Source organism: Silvanigrella aquatica, from assembly GCF_001907975.1.
Classification (GTDB): domain Bacteria; phylum Bdellovibrionota_B; class Oligoflexia; order Silvanigrellales; family Silvanigrellaceae; genus Silvanigrella; species Silvanigrella aquatica.
The window spans coordinates 2,705,834-2,732,105 of record NZ_CP017834.1; the positions used below are offsets into that span (position 1 = coordinate 2,705,834).

Consider the following 26,272-nt stretch of genomic DNA (forward strand, 5'->3'; position numbering starts at 1 on the left):
ATAACCAATTCATTTTGAAACTCTCACTTGTATCTGTCAGCTCAAAAAAGTGTTTCCTCTTTCCAGAAATTAATAAATACCAACGCCTCTCAAACCAAAAATGCCATATCCAGGAGTAGGTAATTTACAATCCGTTAACGTCCCATTTGAATTTACATTACATTGTATAACTGATTCATAACCAAAATCATCAATATAAACTACCCCTTCTTTATTGAAAGTCATTTGATCGGGATTCCTAAAGGCTATTCCGACTCCTGTAGTGGCACAATCTGTTAAGGTTCCATTTGCTAAATTGACCTTACAATAAACTATGTAACCATTACCATTACTATTACCAAGATTGCTTATATACGCGTAGTTATTAAAAAAAGAAATTCCACGAGGTTTAATCAATAGCTCACCAGTATTATTACAAGATATTAATTTACCATTTGTAGAATTAATTGAGCAATATCGTATTGTACTGCCACCGTTATTAGCCACATATAAATAATTATTATATGCAGCACTTCCCACAGGACTTATAAACTCCTTATCTCCGGAATCGGTACAACCGCTAAGAGCACCCGTCGAATCACTTACATTACAAACAATAACATTTGTTGTATTTTTTGTTGAATTTGTTCTTCCATAATAAGCATATCCTCCATAAATGCTCAAGCCAATACCAAGGGCTCGATCTAGATCTATAGCTATATTTGTACAATTACTTAAAGAACCATCTACGACACTTACACGACACACACTTGCATTAACTGAAAAATAATTAACGATGTAAGCAAAACCTTTATTAAATATAATATGATGAGGTCCATTAAAACCAGAGCCTGTGCTAGCAGGATTGAAACTGCATGCGCCACTTATTACGTCCACAGGGCATAACCTATAAGAATTAGAACTAAAGCTTGCTATATATAAATTAAAGGGCATGGCTTGACCAAGGGAAGAATTATAAGCTTGGCGCAATGTCTCCATTTGCGCTAAAGGCAATGCTCTGGAGCTATAGGCAGCAGCAAAAGGAATATACCCATTAATTTGTGAAGAGGAATTTGGGGAAGCGTAGGTATAATTTCCAATGACAAAAGCCCCTCCACCTAGGTTAGAATTAGCATATGAATTGGTTAAACTATTTATTTTAATATCAACCATAGAGCCATTTAAGGAGCGCCCTACAAAATTAAATTTCCCTTGAAAAGCATCGGCATAGGAAAGATTATAATTTCCAGATATTTGATCGAGTATGCTATTTGAAGCCCCGTAACCCAAGCCATAACCAGTGGCACTTCCCGATACCATTGTGTAGCCAAACACGCCATTTTGTGTTGCTGTTGGGTTTAAAATAGGAGTTTTTGAAACAGCAATTTGCGTTGAGGGCAACGATGTTGAAAATATTGTTGGTGAAACAGCAATCCCATAGTAAGGAGCCACAGTCGATTTTGTCGAATCTCCTAAAATGCCTTTTGAATCCCAAGTAAATGTGGAAGAGGATAATGTGGCGTTATGGCTATCGCAAAAAAGTTCAAACAAAGTTGTCCCCGTCCCCGCATTTTGATGATTTCTCATGGCATATATGACATCGGGAAAGGGAACATTATTTGTGATTAAATTATTTAAAAAGCCTTGTATTTGAGTTTGACCTGCCGCTGTTAATGTATTCCCACTTACCGTCTGCACTCTTGAAGCATAGCTGCTTAAAATATTAGTGATATTTATTCCATTGCTTGATGCTGTACCACTGCTACAGGAGGTAGTTGTACCCAGTAAATTTTGACACGAAACACAATAGGAAACCACTCTGCATAAATCGCTGGATTGTGTTGTATATGTTGTGCTCGTATTGCTGATGAGTGCATTATTTATATTCCATTGATTCACACAACTTGTAGCATTACTCCAAGAGCCCTGATTTGCTGTCAGAACATTTCCCGATGTTGTAATAATACCAGACGAGCTTAATCCCACACCATTTAAAGTAGGAGCTATGCTATTTATAGGAGGTGAAAAACTTATGCTTATCGCAGGTAAATAATTTGATGCTATTGATTTTCCAGAAGCATTTTTAACAACAAGAATAAAATAATAAATGGTTCCCACAGAGAGATTTATACCAGACACTTGAGTGTTTGAACAGCTTGTAATGGAAATATTATTACAAAATAAAAATGCATTTGAATCTGCAAAAACAGGGTTTGTTGACGCATAAACATAATAAGAAAAAGCGGCACTTCCCTTACTATATGCATCCCAATTTAATCCAATTGCAGTGACACTCGATATTGAGGCTGTTAAGCCTGTGGGCGCAGTTACAGGAATAGTAATTACAGTTAAAATATTTGAAGTTATTGTATCATTCCCATTTGTTGCGACCACTTTAAAATCATAAGATGTATTTTCTGTTAAGCCCGTAATTGAGCATGTCACAGTTGTAGAGGGTGATATTGAAGTTAAAGGTGAAGGTGATGAACAAGAAGGAGTTATTAACGTACCAGATTGATAAATTGAATAATTCACATTTGCAAAACCAATATTTAATGCCCATCTTAAAGTAACGCTTGTCCCTGTTGTATTGTTACTTTGAGATATTATTAAAGAACCGTTTGATGGAAAATTTGTAATAATTGATAAATCACTCGAAGATATTGAGTTAGAGCTCGCAGGAGCATTATTTGAAGCTTTTACCGCAAAATAATATTTCTGATTTGCATTTAAACCACTTACATTACAAATGTTTGTTACACTTGGTAAAGAAGGTGAAATAGCTGGTGAGCAATTTATAACTGTGCCCGTTGAAGTTGCTAAAGGAGAATCTGATTGATAAACAGAATACGAAATGAAATCACTTCCTACATTAAATTTCCATGATAAAGTTAAACTCGTGTCAGTTAAATTAGAAACACTTAAACTATAATTATCAGTTGGATTAAATTTTGTTGTTACAGATATTTGATTTGAAGCACTCGAACTTACAGACTCATTATTCCCGACCGCATCTGTAACAGCAATAATCTTATAATAATATTTTGTATTTTCAATTAAATTAGGGCTTGCATTATCATTGCAACTCAGCTGAAAGGGAGTAGATGAAGTCACATAATATGAACAAGCAAAAACAACATCGTTATCTGTAATATTAAAGCCACTTTTTGTAGATCGATATACATCATAAGTAATTCCCAAATTAATTAAATTGTTATCCCATTGGAGGATTGCAAAATCACTTCCTACTCCTAATATTGAAAAGTTTTCTGGTGCAACTGGAGTCGTAATTATAGAATATTCTGCATTCGCATTTACAATACCATTGGTATTTTTAGCTCGAACCATAAAATAATAATTTGTTCCTGCGGTCAAAGAAATAATAGAAGTTGATTGGGTTGCTGCCCCCGTAGAAATCACATTCACTGTTTTTATATATGTACCAGACAGAGTTCCATAGGTAACATCATAATTACTTGCACCAGCAGAAAGACTCCATATTACATTTGCCGAATTTGAATTAGCAACAATATTTGTAATAGAAAAACTACCTATAGGAATTCCAGATTCTTCTGAACTTATTAAAGTACCTCCTATACTTCTTGTAACAGAAAGTGCAAAATAATAAGTTTGTCCGTTTGTTAATCCTGAAATGACACAAGAAGTCGCTAAAAAAGCATCACAACCAATTACATTTCCATTGATTGCCTGACCTGAAGTCGTTGAATAATAAATTTTATAATCCGTTGCATTTGCAATCGAGTTCCAATTTAGCGAAATTTGAGAATTTTGCGCCGTAACTTTCGGCGAAAAAGAATTTAAAGGTGTTGCTGAAACTTCCGCAGATTGTGTGAAAGCACTGGCATTAATTCCTGAATTTAAAGCAATAATAGTATAATAAATCGTTTGCCCTAGCGTGCCGACGACAAAGTTACACGGAGAAGAAGAGCATGGTGTTAATGTACCTAAAGCCGGCACAGAACCACCAGCTGATATAGAACTGTATACTTTGAATGTGGTGCCGCCTGCGGCGCCGCTCCAAGTTAAATTTATATTTGTCGATGATGTTGTCGTTGAAACAAAAGTTATGGGAACTATGGGAGTGACTGCCGTGGCAGGGCTGTCTGTCAATGAGTTACCACCTGATGTCATAGCCGTTACCTTATAATAATAAGGAGCGCCATCAACAGTAGGAACAATATCGACACAAGATCTGCTTACATCCGAAACATTTGTGCAGCCATTTACATCTTGATAACCACTCCCGATCGTTCTCGATCTCTGAACCAAATAAGTTGTTGTTGCCGCTATCCCAGAACCCACACTTGAAGCCCAAGTTAAACTCACAGAGGCATCCACTGCACTTGCAATGGGGGCTGTGGGTGCCAGAGGCAATGTTGTTACATTAATTGGCTTTGAAGTAACTGTATTTTGAGAATTTGACGCAGTTACAACATAATAATATAAGGTGCTAGAAACCATAGTATTATCTGTACAATTTTTAATCGAAATATTGCTACAAATTGCTCCCCCAGAAGTACTTACTGGCAAAGATAGGGAACGATATAAAGAATAATTAACAGAAGCATTGCCTAAGACTGAATTCCATTTAAAAGAAGCTGTTGTCGTTGAAATGGAAATATTCGTTAAATTAGTTGAATTTGTTAATGCTGTTGTATTTGATTGTGGTAAAGAATTTTTTGGTGTTGAAGTAGTTGATGAATTAGAAGCAGTAACCATATAATAATAAATAGTATTTTCATTTAATCCATTATCTGTATATGTTGTTGCAGTGAATAATTTATTAATAGGCGCTCCCCAACTGTCATCATCTCCTGTTGTTGAACGGTATAATTTATAAGTGACATTTCCATTATTTGAATAAGAATTCCAATTAAGAGTTAGTGAGTTTGCTGAAATATTGGTTGCTGAATTAAATGTAGGAATAGATTGCAAATCTGTGGTAATAGAATAAACTGCTGAATAAATAGCACTCGCACCAGGCGCATTATTTATTGCAGTTAGTGAATAATAATAAATTGTATTTTCATTTAATCCTGTGTCCAAAAAAGCTGTTGCACTTGAAGGAACAATAATTGACGAACCCCAAGTTCCATTTGAACCCGATGTAGAACGATACAAATTATAAGTAACTTTTCCATTATTAGGTAGTTTATTCCAACTTAATTGCACTGAAGTAGCTGAAACTGATGTAGCTGAGGTAATAAAAGTTGGCAAGGTTGAAATTGCTGTTGTAACTAAATAAGAGCTTGATTTGAAATTAGTCACACCAGAATTATTTGTTGCCGAAACCATATAATAATAATTTGTATTTTCTGACAAAGAAGAATCACTATAAAAAGATGTGCTTTTATTTTTATTAATAGCCGTTCCCCAACTATCATCAGCTCCTGTCGTTGAACGGTATAAATTGTATGTGACTAACCCATTGCTTGGTACGGAACTCCAACTTATATTTAATGAAGATGAAGTGACATTTGTTACAGAAATACTCCCTGGTGATGTAGCAATATCAGTAGTTACCTGAAATATTGAAGAATAAATAGGACTAGAATTAGGGGCTTCATTAATAACAGTAAGTTGATAATAATAATTTGTATTTTCACTTACATTTAAATCTAAATAACTTGTTACTGAATCCTTTTCAAAAATAGGGGAACCAAAACTTCCCAGAATCCCCGTAAGGGAGCGATATAAAATATAAGTAACCTTTCCATTATTTGGTAATATATTCCAATTTAATTTGAGTGAATTTGCCGTAATATTTGAAGCTGAAGATATAAATTTGGGAATTGTTATAATTGCCGTTGTGACTTCCGTTGCTGCAGAAAAAATATCAGAAGCACCAGATAAGGAATTCCTAGCAGATACCCTATAATAGTAGATTTGATTTTCAAAAAGATTTGTATCGGTAAATGTTTTTGAACTTGAGGGAACATTAATGGGTCCTTCCCAAGGTCCTGTGGTTCCTGAAGTTGAACGATAAAGTGAATAAATCATACTCCCATTATGAGGAGCAGAATTCCAGTTTAAAGTGATTGAATTTGAAGTGACATTTGTTGCTGGCTCTATAAATGTAGGAATAGTCGATAAGGCAGTAGATATTGATAGCACTGATGAATCTAAAGCAATAGCATTGGGAGCATTGTTTAACGCTGTTACTTTGTAATAATAGTTTGTATTTTCTGTCAATCCCAAATCAGAAAAAGTTAATGCACTAGAGGGAACATTAATAGGCCCTATCCAAGGCCCCGAAGAACTTGATGATGAACGGTATAAACGATAAATCACCGTTCCATTATTAGGGGCAGAATTCCAGTTTAAAGTCATAGAAGTAGGTGTAATATTTGTTGTTGTTGAGAATGAAGGTGCTGTTGCCAAAGCGGTTGTCGTTGAAACAGTTGAAGACCGTGAGGATTCTCCAACTAAATTAGAAGAAGTGATTACATAATAATAATTTGTATTTTCTGTTATTAAACTATCATTACATACATTATTTGGAGAGTTTGTTGATAAAATATTGCAGACAGCGGTAGAAGGATTTGCAACAAAGGGACTAGAATTTATTGTGGATCTATAAATATTATATGTTACATTAGGATTGCCATTTAAAACATTCCATAACAATGATGCCGCTGTCGAAGTCACGCTTGAAATAGACAATCCCGTAGGAATTCCTGCGCGCATGAGTAATTGTTTTTCCGAATTTGCAATAACAGACCCGTAAGCATTTTTTGCTATAACCATGACATAATATAAATTACCGGCAGTAAGACCTGAAAAAGAGTAAGGTAATGTAACACTAGAGCTCACCGTTGGTAATGTTATTGTATAAACTCCAGAACTTGTTCCATAAGAAATATCATAACTTGTTGCTCCTAAAGAAGAACTCCAATTAATAGAAGCAGTCGTTAAATTTGTAGAAGATAAGGAAATAATATCAAAATTTCCTAATGGCACAGCTAGCTCTTCTGTACCATTATATATTCCACCAACAGATTTCGTAATTACAATGGCAAAATAATAAGTTTGTCCATTTGTCAATCCTGCTACAGTACATGATAAAACTAAATTTGCATTGCATCCAATCACTCCTCCACTAATTGCTGTCCCCGGTGTTGATGAATAATAAATTGTATAATTAGTTGCATTTGCTACAGAAGTCCATTCTAAATAAACCTGATTCGTCTGCGCCTTTACAGTTTTAATTGGAGTAACATGAACTTCAGCTGAATATTCATTTGAAGTTGTAGATGCTGATGAATTTACTCCTGAGTTATTAGCAACAATAGTATAATAATAAATTTGACCTAATGAAGCACTAAAAACACAAGGAGAACTAGTACAACCTGTATTTGTGCCCCCATTACTCGGAGAAGAACCAGCTGCACTTAAAGAGCTATAAACGGCAAAACTCGACGCTCCTACGGCACCACTCCAACTTAAAGTAATTGAACTTACGGCCGAGATAACACTAATTGAAGAAATTTTAGTTATAGGGACTACAGCTGTCACTGGACTTGGAGTTGATGATATGTTTCCCGCAGTCAATGCTGTTACTTTATAATAATAAGGATTGCCATCAACAACAGGAACAATATCAGTACATGTTAAACTCGAATTTGATATATTATCACAACCACTCACATTTTGATAACCACCAACAAGTGAACGTGAACGCTGTACTAAATAAGTTATTAAAGATGGAGAACCTGCTCCAGAACTTTGCGGCCACGTTAAGACAACAGTTCCATCTGATGCCACAGCATTAAGAACCGTTGGATTATTTGGCAATGTAGTCACTATAAATGGAGAACTTTCCGTTACAGTATTCACGGCATTTGTTGCCGTAATTAAATAATAATAAACTTCACTTGGTATAACTGAATTATCCGTGCATGAATTAATTATTACGTTAGAACAAATAGCACCAGAAGATGTGCCTACGGGCAAAGAAGTGGATCTATATATATTATAATTTACCGCTCCATTTCCATTTGATGCATTCCATTGCAATGTGACTGAATTTGTAGAAACAGCACTCGCATATAAAGTAGGGGCAGTTAATAATGCTGTTGTCATACTTGCAGATAATGAGTCTATTGTCTTTGACTTAGAAGAATTATTTGAAGCTGAAATCATATAATAATAAATTGTATTCTCAATTAGCCCCGAGTCGCCAAAAGTTGTTGCAGTTGTTAAAGTATTTATAGGACCACTCCAAGATTCTGCAATCCCTGTATTAGAACGATATAAGTAATAATTTACAATTCCATTATTTATTGCTGCATTCCAGCTAATTGTTGCAGAATTATTTGTGATATTTGTAATTGGTAAAATAAAAGAAGGTACTGTTAATAAATCTGTTGTTATGGGAAAAACATCAGAACTTAGCGCTAGCGCCGAGGGCGATGAATTTGTTTCAGTTAACATATAATAATAATTATTATTTTCTATTAAACCAACATTATCTGTATACGTTAATGCAGAGGTTGTTACATTAATAGCATTGCCCCAACTCCCTAACAACCCCGTAAGAGAGCGGTATAATTTATAAGTCACAGTTCCGTTATTTGGAGCCGCATTCCAATTTAAAGTTACAGAAGATGAAGTCACATTGGTCGCAGATGAAATAAAAGAAGGAATTGTTTGCAAGGCAGAAGTCACTTGCAAAATTGCTGAATTTACATCAGATTTTCCAGATAAATTATTACTAGCGGCAATATAATAAAAATAATTTGTATTTTCAGATAAACCCTTTTCATTATTATTGTCAGTATATGAAACTAAAGGACCTGAATAAATAGGATCACCCCAAGTTCCTAAATTACCGCTTGTTGAACGATATAAATTATATATAACCGACCCATTATTTGGCAAAGAATTCCAATTTAAAGTAATTGCGGATGAGGTCACATTTGTTGCCGCATTGAATGTTGGTATTGTATTTATACCTGTGGTAACAGAAACTATATTTGAACTCAGAGCCGTCGCTCCTATAGCATTATTATTTGCTGTTAACATATAATAGTAGTTCGTATTTTCTAGTAAACCAATATTATCTAAATAATTTAATTCTGATGTTGTTGTATAAATATATGCTCCCCAGCTATTCGGTAAACCCGTTGTAGATCGATATAAATTATACGTAACTGTCCCATTATTTGGTAAGCTATTCCACTGAAAATTTATTGAATTATAAGTTGTATTTATAGGATTATTTAATGTAGGTGCTGTCTTAAGAGCTGTGACTGTATTAAATACAGATGATATTTGTTCCGCTGCATTCGCTCGTGCATTTATTGCACCTACTTTATAATAATAATTTGTATTTTCTAACAGAGAACTATCAAAATAAGATAAAGAAGAATCTAAATCTATTGGTTCTTCCCAACTATCCGAAGTACCTGTTAAAGAACGATAAACTTTAAAATTTAAAGGTGCATTTCCAACGCTTAATATCCAATTTAAAGACAGAGAATTTGATAAAACAGAACTAGCCGAGAGAGAAGAGGGCGCTGTTAATAAAGCAGAGGGTATACTTTGCTCAGTAGAGCTTAAAGATGTCCCACTGATATCAGTTGCCGTAACAGAGTAATAGTATAATTGATTTTCTAAAAAAACAGAACTGTCTAAATAATTTAAATTTGGTAAAATATTTGTTGAACTTGAAGAGCCAATCTTATTTCCCGCAATAATTTGAACTGGCGTTAATACCGAACTATAAATATTAAACGTGATATCAGCATTTCCATATAAGGAATTCCAACTTAATAAATTGCTACTGGATGCTACTGATTTAAGTTTCAATGAATTTGGAATTGCCGGAAATGTCGTCGCAGACTGCTCAGTTGAAAGAAGAGAAAAACCTCCCTCATTTTCTGCGATTAACAAATAATAATATAAATTCGCTGGAACTAAATTTACAGCATTATCAGTGCAACTTAATTCACTGATATCAAAACATTCTTCTACAATTGCAAAATCAACATCAAGATCATAACTAGAGTCATAAATTGATTTCAAACTTCGAATTAAAAAATATTTAATATTTCCAGATCCTACAGAAGCATTCCAATTAAGTGTAATGCCACTTGAATTAACAGTAGGAAGAGCACTCCATATAGGAGCTGAAGGAGGATTATATATGGGTACGGAAATAACCTCACTCGATTCATTACCAGCAGGATTAACTGCAATAATTTGAAAATAATATGTTGTACCATTATTGAGTTCTTTAAGTAGATAGGATTCTCTTAAATTGGAAATACTATTTGTTAATTCGGTTGGAGATGTTCCATATTGTAGAGTGTAATTTGTATTTCCTAATCCACAGCCAATATTATTCCAACTAATTCGCACTGCACCTTCTTGGGAAGAAGTAATTTTAAGAGGAGAGGCAGTTACAGTAAGTTCATTTAATGATTTAATGGATCCAAATTTATTTGTTGCAACAACTCTAATAAAATAAGTAACGTCATTTATTAAGTTTGATATTTCACATTTATTAACAGTTATTGAAGTGCAATTTATTGCTTTATTATTATAATTTCCTCTTGAAGTTCCATATATAACAGAATAACTATCAGACTGATCTGAAATACCCCAAATTATATTAACACCATTGTTCTCTGCTAATCCCGCTTTAATTGAAAAATCACCGCCCCCCACAGTATATGGAGGCAAACCACTAAACGGGTTAAAATTACAAGAAATAATCAAGATATTTAAAAATATTATAAATAAATATTTTTTTAACATTTTAATAATTAACAACATAATACCCCATTTAATTAAAATATAATAATATATATTTTAATTATATAATTGTGTTTTAACTATTTAATGATATTTTAAACTATATAATACTATTTTAAATTAATATATATCCTTTTTATTTATTTAAAATAGTATTGTCATATAATTTTTGCATCTGAAATTAAATATTACATTTTGTAATCATTTTTATTACAAAATGTAATTATTTTTATTATTACATTTTGTAATCATTTTTATTTATATTCTATGTTTTATAAATATTATAAACACATCAAAAACAAAAGCATCGGAATGTTTTTTAATATGGAGATCAAATATTTGTATCGTCTTTATTTAAAAAGCTATTTTCATCTTGAATTAAAATTTTTTTTACTTTTAAATTTTGATATACAATTTCAACTTGCTCTTCTGTTGAAAGGCATCCGTTTATAATACAGTCTGCTTTTAATTTTAATTGCTCATCAAAAAACAACGGTCTTGAATAATTTAAATAAAACTCAAGATCATCAATTAATTCTTCTTTGGTTTTATTTTCATTTTTAAAATCGCGCATTGTCCTACGCACTAACGAAATATCGAGCGGAACATCGATATGCACTTGATAGTCAATGAATTGCCCCGTTTGCTCGTGTAATCTTCCTGGAGGAGCATCAAAAACAATAAAAGGCGTGGGAGGTATCACATTTTTAAAAACAGGATGGACAATATGATTGCCCTTTTTTAATTCAAATAAAACATGCGCAAGACTCACATAATTAAATTCTTTATAATCGCTTCCTCTAAAATACCACTGCACATAATCATCAGGTGAGCTTGATATGTCATCAAAATCATCCCAAAACAAACAGGAAGCATTTAATTTTTGAGATAATTTTTTTGCCAGGGTTGTTTTTCCTGCGCCTGAAACACCGCTAAAACCTATAACTTTAATTTTCATTTTACCGCCTATATATAAAATACATTTTTATATACATTTTTATATACATTTTTATATACATTTTTATATACATTTTTATATACATTTTTATATACATTTTTATATACATTTCAAACACGACATTACATTGAAATTTTTACTATTAAGCAAATTTGAAAGTCTAAAAAGTTCGCCAGGAGCATATTTTTTTGTAACCCATTTTTCTTTTCTTGAAACTTCATTAGCAATAATTCTATTACTTAATTTAGAAATGCGATCTTTATCAGTATATCGGTCTTGATATTGGTAAATAGAATCGGTTTTAAGATTAACTTCATTATAAAAAATGAAGTTTGAATTATCACTGCAATAAAATGGAATTTTATTTATACAATGAGCAATTTGATTATATACCTTATGACCAGCACCATGATTTATTCCCATGTTTTTATAATATCTATATGCAATTTGCCTATGATCTGCATACATAAAATAAATCTCTGCTTCCGTATTTTTAGAAAAATACAAAGGTCGATCATAATATTGTATATTATCTAACAAGGGAAGTTGTGGTTTAAATAAAATTCTTTTTTCATTACAAGCATAAAAAATTTTTGCGTGATAAACATTTTCACCAATTTTAAAAGGATTTATTTTATTATTTCTTATAAAATGATCTCTAAAATTTGGGTGATTTTTGATTTTCGAATAGTCAGAACCCGCAACAGGATCAATTAAAAAAAGAAAAATTCTATTCCCTGGTCTTAATTTTGATAATTTTTTAGAAAATGAAATTGCTGTAATAGCTCCACGGCTATATCCGATGATAATGTGGTTATCTTTTTTTGAGTAGCTTAATTGTGCGGCACAACTCAAAGCTTTTGCTTCATTATGCTCCCATCCATTTCCAAATAATTTATTCAGCGTATTAACATAATATGATTTATAGCCATTTAAAAATAAGGAATCAAAATTTGACCTACCTGGTGTTGGATAGGGGATCCCATCATATTCTCCAGGATCAGCACCAGGACCTGGAAAATAAATTTTTACGCATCGATATTCTTTATTTTCTTTTAAAATCACACCCTGGCTATTAATGACTAATGAATTTGATTTATTGAATTCATATAATTCACCTACAACAGACTTACCTATTTCGATCTCTTGCTTACTGTTTAAATTGCTTCCAGTTCCATCAAAAAAATAAGTGATATACTTATTATCAATCATCAGCATGAACCTCAAATACACTTCTAAAAAAATGATTTAATTAATAAATGAAATGCTAATTTATTTATTAAAATATATTTAAAATTTTATTTTTTAAGGCTTGTATAGCCTTTTTTAAAATATACAAAAATTAATTTAAAATTTCAAATTTTTAGAAATATAGCAAATATAACATAATATATTTATAGCAATTAATCAAATATAATGATTTATTCCATTAAATAGTTTGAAAAAATAATTATTTCAAAAAAAAAACCCCGCATCACAAAATGCGGGGTTTGAAATTAAAAGGTAACAATTTAACCATTCATACTATTTAAAAAGTCATCATTGGTTTCGGAGCGTTCAAAACGCTGGAGCAAGAATTCCATAGACTCAATAGGCGACATAGGGTGAAGCACCTTGCGGAGTACCCAAAGACGATTGAGAGTTTCGCGAGCCAAAAGAAGATCTTCACGACGCGTAGCACTCTTATTGATGTCAATAGCAGGGAACACACGGCGTTCTGCCAAGCGGCGATCGAGAACGAGTTCCATGTTACCTGTGCCCTTGAACTCTTCAAAAATAACTTCGTCCATACGGCTTCCGGTATCGATAAGAGCTGTTGCAATAATGGTTAAGCTTCCGCCTTCTTCCACATTACGTGCGGCACCAAAGAAACGCTTTGGTTTATGAAGAGCATTGGCATCCACACCACCGGTTAATATTTTACCGCTCGGAGGAACGACGCTGTTGTAAGCGCGCGCAAGACGAGTGATAGAGTCGAGCAAAATGACCACATCTTTTTTGTGCTCAACCAACCTTTTTGCTTTTTCAATAACCATTTCAGCGACTTGTACGTGACGTTGAGCAGGCTCATCGAAGGTACTGCTCACGACTTCACCACGGACAGAGCGTTCCATATCGGTAACTTCCTCGGGACGCTCGTCAATAAGAAGTACAATAAGCACAGCTTCAGGGTGATTTTGCGCAATAGAATTCGCAATATTTTGCAGCAAAATTGTTTTACCTGTTTTAGGAGGCGCCACAATAAGAGCACGCTGCCCTTTTCCAATAGGAGCAAAAAGGTCGATTAGACGTGTGCTGTAAATTTGCGGATCGATTTCTAATTTAAAACGGAAATCGGGGTGAATTGTTGTTAAGTTATCAAATAATATTTTTTCACCTGTAAAGTCGGGAGTTTCCCCATTTACAGATTCTACTTTTAACAACGCAAAGTAACGTTCATTATCCTTTGGTGGACGAATTTGTCCTGATACCGTATCGCCTGTACGTAAATTAAAACGACGAATTTGCGATGGAGAAACATAGATATCATCAGGCCCAGGCAAATAATTGTAGTCGGGAGCTCTTAAAAACCCAAAACCATCCGGCAAGGTTTCAAGAACACCTTCAGAATAAACCACACCATTGCGGACAGCTTGAGCCTCTAGAAGTGAGAAAACAAGATCCTGTTTTCTTAAGTTTGCTGCGCCATCAATGCCCATTTCCTTAGCCATATGAACTAAATCGCTAATATGTTTTTCTTTAAGCTCTTTTAAGTTCATAACAGGAACTTCTGAATTAAATTCAGGTTCCTTTTCATCGGCACCACTTTGCACCGGACGTGAAGATTCAGGTCTTCTCGCTGTGGTGTAATTATTGCGCGGCATTTGCTGAGAATGACTATTTTGTCCTTGAAACGAACGGTTTGGCTGCTGATGGGAGCTTGTTTGTGACTGCTGCTGCATAGCGGGCGAAGCGGGATGCACCGTAGAACCTCCTCCTGCATTCATTGAAGTCTGTGGGGAGCCCATCCTGTTAGGAGGAGGAGTTCCCATACCAAAGGGCGTCGTGCGCGGCGTAAAACTCGAATTGGAAGACATGCTATTGCTTTGAGATGAAGAAGACGAAGACATGTTTGATGGATCTTTTGATCTCGTAAAAACGCGTCTTGACGGGGTATACGTAGAAATTCCTTCACCATCGGAATCAGTTTGCGAACTAGAAGCTGAAGAAGAGGCATTTTCATTGAAAAGCGTACTTTCTTCGGGAGTTCTACGAATATAGCGTCGCGTTGTTGTATTTGTTGTACGTTTACGAGGGGAAGGAGACTCATTATCGAAGTCATCATTATTTTTGTCATCTACCATGCTAAATGATTCCAAAAGAAAAAAGTTGAAGAAATACTTAAAAAAAGAAGGGATTTTGGGCTGGCTGCGCCATAATACAAATGGGCGCTTATGAAAGCACACTTTTTTTTAACAAGAATTCAATTGGCTGTCAACCCCTTCCCCCCTCGATGACATAACAAATAAGCTTTTTATAAATATTTTCATTTAAAAAATGACCTCTGAAGAGATTTTTTATTCTTTATATAAATAAATACAAAATAATTACAAAATAATGAAATTTCTTTTCACTTCAAACCGATAAGCCACTTTGTTGCTCACCTTCGTTTGGCTTTAGCCATTCACTTTAGGGAACAGTAAGGAGTATCGTTATGAAAATATTGAATAAGTTTATAACTTTTTCAGCTCTTATTCTTTTCACCAGTTCTTGTGGCAAAGGAAATCTGCAGGGCAATAACACCGCCGTGGAGCAATCTAGCAAAATTGTAAGAAAAAAAGCGCTTGCTCAGTTTAGTGAAAACATGCAAATGCTCAATACACAAATAGATGAGCGGCTCGATAACATTGGTAAGGGTTTTAACAGTATCACAGGTCTGAATGTGGAAAGATGCCTTGAAAACGATGCATCTCAATTCCGACTACAACCCTCTGCACAAGTTACTTATGAGGAAAATCTTTCTTCCAATCAATTACTCAATAAACTTGGCTTTGGTATTCAAGCCGATATTCCACTTCATGAAACAGGCGTTCCTGTCACTGTTTCTCCAGAAATTAATTATTCTAGAGAATCTGGGACATCAAGTTTGGCGAGAACTTATAATTTAACAATTGAAATTACTAAAGGCTATGTTGAACTTGTTAAACAAAATCCCAATTCTGAATTTAGATTTAAAAAAGTTCACTATGATAACTTAAAATCTAAAAACGTAAACTTTTTTAATCTTTGCGGGGATCAAATTGTAATTAAACAAAAAGTTAAAGCACAACTTTTAATTACAACAAAATTTATCTTTGCGGATGCGAAAACAAAAGAGGAATTTGATGCATCTTTGGGTGCAAAAACACCACCTATATTTGGCGCCGCTAAAAAATCTAAAAAATCAAATCCGAGCAGCGCAAGTGCCAACGCGGGCAGAAATAACAACACTGCCACTGGTGGAAATAGCACTGCTTTAACTCCCGTAGATTCCAATACTGCTAATGATCAAATAAATCAAACTTTGAACGAAGAACTTGATACGGAAACATGTGGTAAAGATGGATGTGATGGAGATGGTAAAGATGGTGGCTTTTCTATTGAAGCAAAAGCAAAATTTAACTCACTAAGTGCAGAAGTTCGCAAAAACACAACAATATCTATTAGAGCCATTCAACTTGGCGGAACTCCTTCGCAATTATCGAAAATCGTAAATTTCAATTGTTCTTTAGAGCAAGTGAATGTTTGTGATTCTTTATTTCGTCAATTTAAAAATTATGCGGCAAAGGACTTTCCAAACCAATTAAAAGATGAAATAAACAATAGAGATGTAAATAGCAATAATAAATTTTATTACAGCGACTCAACAAAAGTGCTTTATAGCAACAAAGCAATTGTTAATAATGAAAATCAATTAATTAATGATGTTATTTCAAACTATAGCGATACAAGTCCAAGTTTTATAAACTTTAAATATAAAATACAACAAGATTTTAAGTCAAATCATATTCATTACATAAAAGCAGTAGACATATTAGCAAAAGATTCCTATAAAAATCTTGCTAATGATGAAAGAAAACTTGTTAAAGAAACAAAAGAAAATGCTCAATATAATATTACTCAGCTCTTAAATTTAATAAATAAATGTTTTTCCGATACAGTGACTTGTCAAAAAAATTATGCCGAACTAAAGAAGTCTGCTATTAAAAAAGATGGCTTCTACAGAGAATTCAATGAAGAATTCGATGATATTAAAGCTTGGAAATTAATAAGTAGCACTGAAGCAGAATGGAAACCACCACGCTATACACCCGGTAATGTCATTTTTATCTCCGACCGTATGACTGGTGATTTTATGAAATCTTCAAATTTAAGAGGATACAGTCAATTTTTCTTCAAATATATAGATACCAATAATAATAAAATTACAAGCAAGAAATTCGGAGGAATTAGTTTAACAACATCATTCCGTTGCTACAATGCAACAAGTGATGCCTTAGGTTGGATTTGGTTCCATGAAATTAGCCCTTATGATGTTAGACCTGTTACCGATCCTGTTGTAAATTACTGCGATCCAGCCACAGTATTTGCTTGTACCCATAATAGTGACTTGCAACAGCTAAAGAAATTTAGAATTGAATTTTGGGCTCAGTAATACTAAATTTCAATACGAAATGAAGGCACAAAAGATTGAGGTTGTAAATGTACGACCTCAATCTCATTTTTGTAACCATTCTGCCTGCGTTTTAGAAAATACTTCTTTTATGGTATCAATGGCAAATTGCATACTTGCTTCTTCCATCACCAAAGGAGGAGCAAATCGAATGGTGAAATCATGTGTTTCTTTAGCTAAAATACCTCGTTCTTGAAGCAATTCACTGTAAAAACGTCCTTTGCCTGCATTGTGCTGAATTTCAATAGCATTGAGAAGCCCCTTTCCACGAACATCTTTAACAACTTTCGTTGGCAAATTTGCTAACCCATCTCGAAATTTATTACCCAGATCGTATGCTCTTTCAGGAAGTTTTTCTTCAACAATAATTTTTAATGCCGTCTGTGATAACGCACATGCCATAGAATTTCCACCAAATGTGGAGCCATGATCCCCTGGCTTTAATATATTAAATACCTCATTATATCCTACAACTGCTGAAATAGGATAATAAGCGCCTCCTAATGCTTTTCCTAAAATAATAAGATCGGGTTTACAGTTTTCATATTGGTGAGCAAATAATTTACCTGCTCTTCCTAATCCCGTTTGGATTTCATCTGCAATACATAAAATATTGTGTTTTTTACAAACTTGGCTCACAGCCTCTAAATAGCCCTTGGGCGGAACAATAATTCCAGCTTCCCCTTGAATAGGTTCAAATAAAAAACCCACAGTATTTGGAGTAATGGCGCTTTCAAGAGCCTGCGCATCACCATAAGGAATAGAACGAAAACCTCCACAATAGGGTCCAAAATCGTCCTTATATTGAGGTTCACTGGAAAAGCTGACAATGGTTGTGGTACGCCCATGAAAATTATGATCGCAAACAATAATTTCTGCTTTATGCCTCGGAATTTGTTTTACGGTATAACCCCATTTGCGCGCAATTTTGATTGCTGTTTCCACAGCTTCAGCGCCCGTATTCATAGGAAGGGCTTTATCCATCCCACAAAGTTGTGTCAGCTGCTCTAGCCAAGGCCCCATTTGATCGTTATGAAAAGCTCTTGAAGTTAAAGTAATACGGCCTGCTTGCTCGTGTAATGTTTTTTGAAGTTTAGGATGGCAATGACCTTGATTAACTGCGCTATAAGCGCTCAACATATCAAGATATTTTTTTCCATTAATGTCCCATACCCATTCGCCAGATCCCTTAGTAATCACGACATTTAAAGGATGATAATTATGGGCACCAAATTTATCAGCCAAATCAATAAACTTTTTTGAAATTTCAGAAGCATTTTGGTTTGTCATGAGCTTACCTTTATTCTATGTGTGTTTCATAGGGAAAAAACAATACGCTTACCTATATATAGCTTTGTTTTTTATGATAGCCAACCATTAGGAAACAAAAAATGGACAATAAATTTTATCCTTACCAAGAGCAAAAGAGACAAAAATTTTGCTGGATACACATTTCTGAAATTAAAGCTTTTCTTTTTTTAGGTGCGAATGAATTTGAAGAAAAAATAGGACATAATTTAACAATTAACTTATCAATTAAAATAAATTACCTAAATACACATGACAAATTAGAAAACACTGTTGATTATGGTGCTGTTTGTGAACATATTACTGGAAAAATCAAAGAATTAAAAAAAGTAAAATTATTAGAATTTTTAGCAGAACAACTTTTAATTTCAATTGGTGAAAAATTTAAAGATATTTTAACTGCAAAAATTTCAATTGAAAAAGCTTTTGTTCCTTTAAAAAATTTTACTGGCAAAGTAAAAATTGAAGCTGAAAAAGATTATTACTCATAAGAAAAAGGCTAGTCTATGACTAGCCTTTTTAAGTTTTTTTAACTTTCAATAAATGCCTTCAACTTCTTAGAACGGCTCGGATGACGCAGCTTGCGCAATGCCTTGGCTTCAATCTGACGAATACGCTCACGAGTTACGTCAAAACTTTGCCCCACCTCTTCCAAGGTATGATCTGTTTTCTCACCAATTCCAAAACGCATCCGCAACACCTTTTCTTCGCGCGACGTTAAAGTAGCAAGCACTTTTTTAGTCTGCTCGGAAAGACTTTGATTAGCCACGATATCGATAGGGGCACCATGAGCTTTGTCTTCCAAGAAGTCGCCATAATGGTTGTCTTCTTCTTCACCAATAGGAGCTTCAAGAGAGATAGGCTCTCTGGCAATTTTCATGACCTTACGTACTTTTTCAATACTCATGTCCATGCGCTGTGCAATTTCTTCAGGAGTGGGTTCACGACCCATTTCCTGCACCAATTGACGGCTTGTCCGAACCATTTTGTTAATGGTTTCGATCATGTGAACGGGAATACGAATGGTACGCGCCTGATCGGCAATGGCACGAGTAATAGCCTGACGAATCCACCAAGTAGCATAAGTACTGAACTTATAACCACGACGGTATTCAAACTTTTCCACTGCTTTCATAAGACCGATATTACCTTCTTGGATGAGATCCAAGAACTGCAAACCACGATTCATATATTTTTTAGCAATAGAGACAACCAACCTTAAGTTTGCTTCAATCAGCTCACGTTTTGCTTCCTCAGCAAAACGGTTGGCATTGCTAATAACTTGGTACTTTATAGCAATTTCACTGCGGCTTAAGAAACACGCTTGTTCACTTGCTAAAATTGTATTTTGCGCAGAGAGGTAGGTATTTTTAAAGTTTTCCCAATCTCTTTCCGTTAAAAAATTCACTTCAACAGGGCGAGGGGCATTGGCATTGCAATAAGCCGCAAGACGCGCTTCATCCAAGCGCGTTCTGACTTTCACCTTATTGGTTTCTTTCATGCAGTCGGAAACGCTCTTCGCATGGGTATCGAGTTCAGCCACAATCTGTTGAATAATACGGCGATTAATGTTAATTTCTTTAACAATTTCAAACATTTGATTACGCGATTCCAGCAAAATTTCGCGTTCATGAGCAGAAAGTTTATCGAGACCAGGCAAGCCCACTTTATCTTCAATTTCAATGACTGTTTTAGCAAGCTTCATAAAGCTTTCGACAAGGACACGAACCCTTTGGGATTGTCCTTCGTCATTAGCTTGATCCTGCTCGTCATCAAAACCTTTAACGAGGTTCTTTGCTTTAATCACACCATCAATAAATTTTTGTCCTACATCACACATGTGGTTAATACCAATGCGTAAGGAAACAAGATGCTCTAAAAGTTTATTTTCTTCATTTTCAATTTTTTTAGCGATTTCGACTTCGCCATCGCGAGAGAGTAAGGCAACTTGTCCCATTTTTCTTAAATAAACACGAACAGGGTCGTTGCTACGCGCAGAGGCATCGAGTTCTTCTTCTTCGCCACCAAGATCGGCACCAAACTCTTCTGCCGCGAGAAAGTCGTCCTCAGGAAGAGAGACAGAATCGTCCGCTTCCAAGTCGACATCACCAAGAAGGTCTTCTTCTTCCTCGATGTTAAAATCATCGGGTTCGTCGTCTAAAGCAACTTCTTCAAATTGCTCCTCTTCGTCTGAGTCGGAGCCTTTACCTTGCTTCGCTTGTTTTGCCACTTTCTTTGTGGCATCAGCAGTTTTGCTCGCATCCTTCTTTTTTGCAGAAGAACTCGCAGATTTTATTTCTATTTTCTCTTCAACGGAGTTCAATTCAACAGAGGTGCTTTTATTCTCTTTTTTTATTATAGGAGATTTTTCAGAAACTGTTTTCAGCTTTTTATCCTTTGAAGAGACAGGTTCCGTAACCTTTGCTGATGATTTTGCAACCTCAGCCCCTACAGATTTGGGCTTAGACTTGGAGTCCATTGAAATAGAAGTGACTTTTTTTTCTGCGCTTGAGCTTGAAGGCAGGGCAGCAGAAGGCTCTTTTTCCACTTTTTTCTTAGTAACAACAGGATTTTTTGCAGGAGGCGCTTTCACCGCTACTCCCAAATCCGATGATTTCACAAGAGGTGCTTTTACTAACTTCACGCGCGCGGTGGCGGTTTCTTCTTTAGAACTTGTTGCCGGCATGGTTTCATCTGCTTGTTTATTTGTTTTCTTTGTAGGCATAAGATTCTTATTCGTTTTTTCTACTTTTGAGGATACTGTTTTTTCTTTTTCTGCATTTTTGTCTTGACTTTTTGTATCCCGCAGAGCTTTTGTGGCATGCGATTTTACATCTTTATCAGGCTTTGATACCACAGACTTTTTGACGTCTTTTACCCCAAGGTGCTCTTCCCCCTCTGTTGAGTCAGCTGCTTTTGCTGCGGAAGAATGTTTTTTTATACTTTGTGGATTCTCTTTTTTCGCAGCTTTAAACTCCGCAGGTTTTGTCGTATGCTGCGATTTAGCAGGTGCACTCTCTCCTTTTTTAGAAGGATGGGGGGCAGCTTGCTTGGAGCTTGCGGATTTTTCTTTTTGGGCAGACTCAGAGGTACGTTTCTGGCCACCTACTATTGCAGACTTTGACTTGGAATTCGTCATATATTAAAAACCCCCAAGAATCACAAAACAAAAAACCCTATTCAGCGACAATTGAATAGCGCAAAGCGCTTACTTTGAAATAATTTTACGTTTATTGCAAATTAAAAGATTCAAAAGAACCAAATTCCTTACTACGTCTTGTACGCTCTCTGACAAGATCATGAAACTCTTTATCTATTTCATTATCGAAATGGAAGCTCGAAAATGCTTTCAAGGCGTTATCAATATATTCGAGTTCCAGGTGAAGTAAAGTCTCGGCCACAAATGCAGATAAAACACCTCTTTGCGAGGAAAGTTTAATATTACGCAACTGAAACCTCAAAAAACCTGAATTTTTTATATCCCAAATATTCTTAAATGATACCATGGACACACCTGCAGGCAAGTTTTCTTTCAATAATTCCTCCAGCTTATACTGATATAAAAGGTGAACATTTGAATTTGCATAAGCAATCAAAACTTTTGCATGCGCAGAAAACCCATAGTCATCTAAGTTTTCCAAATCAATTATTGCCAAATGGGGATTATCCACCATGAGAGATAATAGTTCCAAGCAAACAGAAAAACTTATTTTACTCATCTGCTTGCTCATAGCCAAAGCGCAAATACGCTCATTTTCCTCTTCGGCACTGGACATCCCTTGAGCCACATTGCGCAAGCGCATTGGTAACTCAAAAAACCTTGAATAGACAAGTGATAAAAGCAATTTAACTTCAGTCACAGAAAAAGCGAGCCATTCTTCAATAGAAAAAGCATCGGACTTTGCAAGCTCTTTAGCAAAATACCCCTTTGGCTGCAACGCAGTTAAACCGTCCATTTCAAGCCGCAGATCACGAGGATATACATTTTCAAAGTATTTGTCACATAAAAAAGAAAGGGCTTCTTCCTGCACTCTTTCATCGGGATGCTGCAAAATTATTGGTAAAATATGTTCTTTTATCAATCTTAAAAATAATTCAGATTTCATCTCGGCTTCATCAAAAAGCCATCTGCACACCTGATTTAATAAGGGAACGCTTTGCGGTATGAGTTCACGAAAGGCCTCGGCGCCATACATTTTAATAAATTCATCGGGATCTTTTCCATTGGGCAGTAGTAAGCACTCAAGCTCCACACCAGAAAAAGGATAAGCCATGGTAAAGCTTCGCTTCACTGCGTTTTGCCCCGCTTTATCGGAATCAAAACAAATAAGAATGCGTTTTGTTACCTTAGAAAGGGCTTCCATATGCGGTGAAGTTAAACTTGTCCCCATCACAGCAACCGTATTTGAGACACCTGCATTTACAAGCGCCATACAATCCATATAGCCTTCAACAATAATTACGAAACCATAGCTCACAATAGATTGCAAAGCGGAATAAAAATTAAATAATATATTTGATTTTGAAAAAATTGCGGACTCAGGTGAGTTGATATATTTAGGCAACTCTTTCAATTTATGAGCTGTATTTTGTAGCCAAATTCTGCCTGATAAAGCAACAAAGTGACCATCGTGACCAACTATAGGAATAATAATACGATCGTGAAAAAAATCATAAAAGCCATTATGATGCCTACTTTTTTTTATCAATCCTAACTCTAATAAAGAATCGGCGGGCACCAATGATTTTTCCACTTTACGACCCAGCTCATGAGATCCTAGACACAATCCCAGTTGCCATTTTTTAATGTGCTCTAAAAAAATTCCTCTTTGTTGCAAATAATTTCGGGCTTCGTGAGCAATGTCGTAATCGGATAATAAAGTTTTATTGTAAAATAGCACTGTTTTAGCAAGGAGATCTTTTTTCTCATTATCAATCCTATGACTCTCTGCAATAGATTCTTTTGATTCTTTTAAAATAATTTTTGGAACTTCCTTCACTGCATTTGAATTATTTTCATAAGACAATGTGCTTTGACTTGGCAAAAAATTCTTATTTATTTGTTGATTTTCTATAAAAAATTTAGATTTATAAAAAATCTTTTTGGAAGAACCAAAATATTGTGATGCAATTTTATCAAGTAACATTTCCCTGCGCGTACGATCTTCAATTTTTTGAAAAAGAGGTAATAATTTTTTACTAAATTCATCGAGTCTTTGCTGCTGTGGAAGCACCTCTAATACTTTTTTAGTCACTTCATCCCAAATAGGTTTTGCACCCATAAACCATTTTTTAATATCTTCGTTTACAAGATTTTCTGCTGAGTGAGGATATAACACGCAATCAATAGTTAAATCACCAACTAAAATGAGCTCTAAAAAAGTTTTCCATAAAATGATATTTTGTTGAGAAGAAGCTGACATAAATAATGTCATTTTAGGAACTTTTTTTGCGAATACTTTCGCCAAAAAAACATCTACTTTATTCTCAATACAAATAATTGAATTTTTAAAGCCTTGGTTTTGCATGACATCATGCTCAAAAAGAGTACTCGTTACAATTAAATGTTTGCTTTGCGCCGCATCGTATCTGGCTTTGTGCCAATTTAAGCAGTATAAAGTTGATTTAGGATAAGGCGTACAGATTTCTAATTGCATTAAATAATTAAGAAGATCTTTCTCAGAAAAGTTTTGATCACAATTCCAATCTAAATTCGATAATATTTTTGCTGAAAATGCAAAACCACTTATTCGACCATTTTCTTTGTACAGAGGAAAAACCAATCTTTCCGAAACGTCAATTCTGAAAAATTGCGCATATTTTGATTTATTCTCAACAAATTTTTGCCAAGATTTTTTATCACCAGAATAATAAAATTCAATTTTTTTGCTGAAATTATTTTTTAAAAAATCTTTTAATTTCTCTGAAATATTTTCAGTTTTATTTTCATATAAATTTAATAAATTTTCTTTAAAAAATTCTTGAGCTTTTTCTAAAAACTTATTTTGTCCTTCAAACATTTCAAATTTTGAATTTTTTTGCCCGTCATCCGCACTTTGCTCATATTCTAATGGAATTTGATAACTTTGCGCCAACTCCTCCACAGCCTCTCGAAATGAAAAACCAGTACGATGCATTTCATAATCAATGATGGTGCCGTGAGCCTTACAGGCAAAACAATGATAATTATTCTCATAAATATAAAGACTGGGCGATGAATCTTGATGAAAAGGGCATTTGGCAACAGCATGACTGCCCGAGCGCTTGATTTCTATGAACCGCTTCAGGTGTTCTTGCAAGTTAATGTTTTGAATGAGATTTTGAATCGAATGCTTGCGAAGTCTCAAAAAAGAACCTCACCACTTGGTTTAAGAAACGAGCCTCGCCCGTAGGAAAAAGATCGTACCACACTCACGGGGAATACAATGAAAAAAGGAGAGCTGCAAAACAACCCTCCCTTTTAACGCATTTTTAAGCTCAAAAACGAATTAAGCCATAAGCTTCTTTTGTTTTTTCAGCGCACGCTTACGCGCCGCCATACGCTTTCTCTTGATTTTAACAGAGGGTTTTTCGTAATGCTCACGTTTGCGAATTTCAGAAAGGATACCTGCTTTTTCACATTGCTTCTTAAAACGACGCATTGCGCTTTCAAAAGTTTCGCCTTCTTTAATCTTAACTACTGGCATATTGTTCACCCCCCTTCATATTTTTTTATATTAGGCCGACCATCTCTCAAATCGGAAGTTGCTTCGTAACGCAAAAAAACAAAGAAGACAAGCTCCTTTGAAGGGAAATTGAGGAAGTTTTAGACGGAATTAAGCTAAAAGGAGTAGATTTCAAAATTAGATATAAATTCTAGGTAGTTATCTTTGTACTAATATAGTGTTAAAATATAAAACTGGGTTATTTGTATTACAATCTCCAGGCTTTCCCGTGTTTTTATAATAGAGTTCGTAATTAGCAGAATCTAGTGTTGAACACGTGTTTTTAGTGCCCGATACCCAAGGTACATCCCAAGCTAAGAAAATGGGTTCTGCTCCATTCACCTTATAAATAGCAAACCCCTCTGTCCCCGTTGCAGATCCACATGCTCCTACAGAAGAAAATTGAGCGACTTGTCCAGGAGCTACAGTCTCAGGAGGAACGACCATCCAACGTCCATGTTTTAAATCAAATTTATCTCTTATCAGAACATGAGGCGTTGTATTTCTAACGGTGACGTATGCTTTTAAATCACAATTTGCAAATGCCTGTGCCGCATTTACTAAACAGAGTGTAAGCAAAGCTGAAGAAAATAAACCCTTAATCATACTCATTTATGCATTACCTTTCTTATCCGTGTGACAAATACAAAGTAACAGAACTGTTACTTCAAAAAAACTTGATCTAAAAATAAAAGACTAAGATTTATTTAATTTTATTACCCATACTTTTCAAAGTGTAAAATATTATAGGCTCAAAATGTCAAATATTTGACACAGCGTATTATTAGTAATTATTATAAATAATAAGCATTTTCTAACAGTAGAGAAAAAATGTTTGATTTAATAAATGAT

11 protein-coding genes are annotated in these 26,272 nt (G+C 34.7%); 2 read left to right on the top strand and 9 right to left on the bottom strand.

The window, feature by feature from the left end:
• Positions 1 to 69 precede the first annotated feature (69 nt).
• From AXG55_RS11565 to rho, 4 genes are all read right to left on the bottom strand, one after another.
• Positions 70 to 10,779, bottom strand: a complete 10,710-nt coding sequence (locus AXG55_RS11565) for a fibronectin type III domain-containing protein (protein WP_148698268.1) — start codon at positions 10,777 to 10,779, stop codon at positions 70 to 72.
• Positions 10,780 to 11,089: 310 nt separating this feature from the next.
• On the bottom strand, positions 11,090 to 11,716 hold the full coding sequence (locus tag AXG55_RS11570) for a nucleoside/nucleotide kinase family protein (protein WP_148698269.1): 627 nt from the start codon (positions 11,714 to 11,716) through the stop codon (positions 11,090 to 11,092).
• A gap of 99 nt (positions 11,717 to 11,815) precedes the next feature.
• A complete protein-coding gene (locus tag AXG55_RS11575) occupies positions 11,816 to 12,928 on the bottom strand; it encodes a DUF2235 domain-containing protein (protein ID WP_233231187.1) in 1,113 nt (370 codons plus the stop codon).
• Positions 12,929 to 13,227: 299 nt separating this feature from the next.
• The gene (rho, locus tag AXG55_RS11580; RefSeq protein ID WP_148698857.1) at positions 13,228 to 14,475 is read right to left on the bottom strand and encodes a transcription termination factor Rho; all 1,248 of its coding nucleotides are present in this window, start codon (positions 14,473 to 14,475) and stop codon (positions 13,228 to 13,230) included.
• Positions 14,476 to 15,410: 935 nt separating this feature from the next.
• Between rho and AXG55_RS11585 the strand changes: the two genes are divergently transcribed.
• Complete coding sequence (locus AXG55_RS11585; protein WP_148698271.1) at positions 15,411 to 17,390, top strand: hypothetical protein; 1,980 nt, start codon at positions 15,411 to 15,413, stop codon at positions 17,388 to 17,390.
• A 63-nt stretch (positions 17,391 to 17,453) separates the two neighbouring features.
• Here the strand turns inward: AXG55_RS11585 and rocD are convergent, their stop codons facing one another.
• On the bottom strand, positions 17,454 to 18,698 hold the full coding sequence (rocD, locus tag AXG55_RS11590) for an ornithine--oxo-acid transaminase (protein WP_148698272.1): 1,245 nt from the start codon (positions 18,696 to 18,698) through the stop codon (positions 17,454 to 17,456).
• Positions 18,699 to 18,799: 101 nt separating this feature from the next.
• On the opposite strand from rocD, the gene AXG55_RS11595 reads away from it, so the two are divergent.
• The gene (locus tag AXG55_RS11595) at positions 18,800 to 19,207 is read left to right on the top strand and encodes a dihydroneopterin aldolase (RefSeq protein WP_148698273.1); all 408 of its coding nucleotides are present in this window, start codon (positions 18,800 to 18,802) and stop codon (positions 19,205 to 19,207) included.
• 38 nt (positions 19,208 to 19,245) lie between these two features.
• On the opposite strand, the gene rpoD is transcribed toward AXG55_RS11595, so the two are convergent.
• The 4 genes from rpoD to AXG55_RS11615 form a co-directional block, all read right to left on the bottom strand.
• Positions 19,246 to 21,855, bottom strand: a complete 2,610-nt coding sequence (rpoD, locus tag AXG55_RS11600; RefSeq protein ID WP_148698274.1) for an RNA polymerase sigma factor RpoD — start codon at positions 21,853 to 21,855, stop codon at positions 19,246 to 19,248.
• Between the two features lie 91 nt (positions 21,856 to 21,946).
• Positions 21,947 to 25,063, bottom strand: a complete 3,117-nt coding sequence (locus AXG55_RS11605; RefSeq protein WP_148698275.1) for a CHC2 zinc finger domain-containing protein — start codon at positions 25,061 to 25,063, stop codon at positions 21,947 to 21,949.
• A gap of 141 nt (positions 25,064 to 25,204) precedes the next feature.
• The gene (gene rpsU, locus AXG55_RS11610) at positions 25,205 to 25,402 is read right to left on the bottom strand and encodes a 30S ribosomal protein S21 (protein ID WP_148698276.1); all 198 of its coding nucleotides are present in this window, start codon (positions 25,400 to 25,402) and stop codon (positions 25,205 to 25,207) included.
• Between the two features lie 177 nt (positions 25,403 to 25,579).
• On the bottom strand, positions 25,580 to 26,032 hold the full coding sequence (locus tag AXG55_RS11615; RefSeq protein WP_148698277.1) for an aegerolysin family protein: 453 nt from the start codon (positions 26,030 to 26,032) through the stop codon (positions 25,580 to 25,582).
• Positions 26,033 to 26,272: the final 240 nt, after the last annotated feature.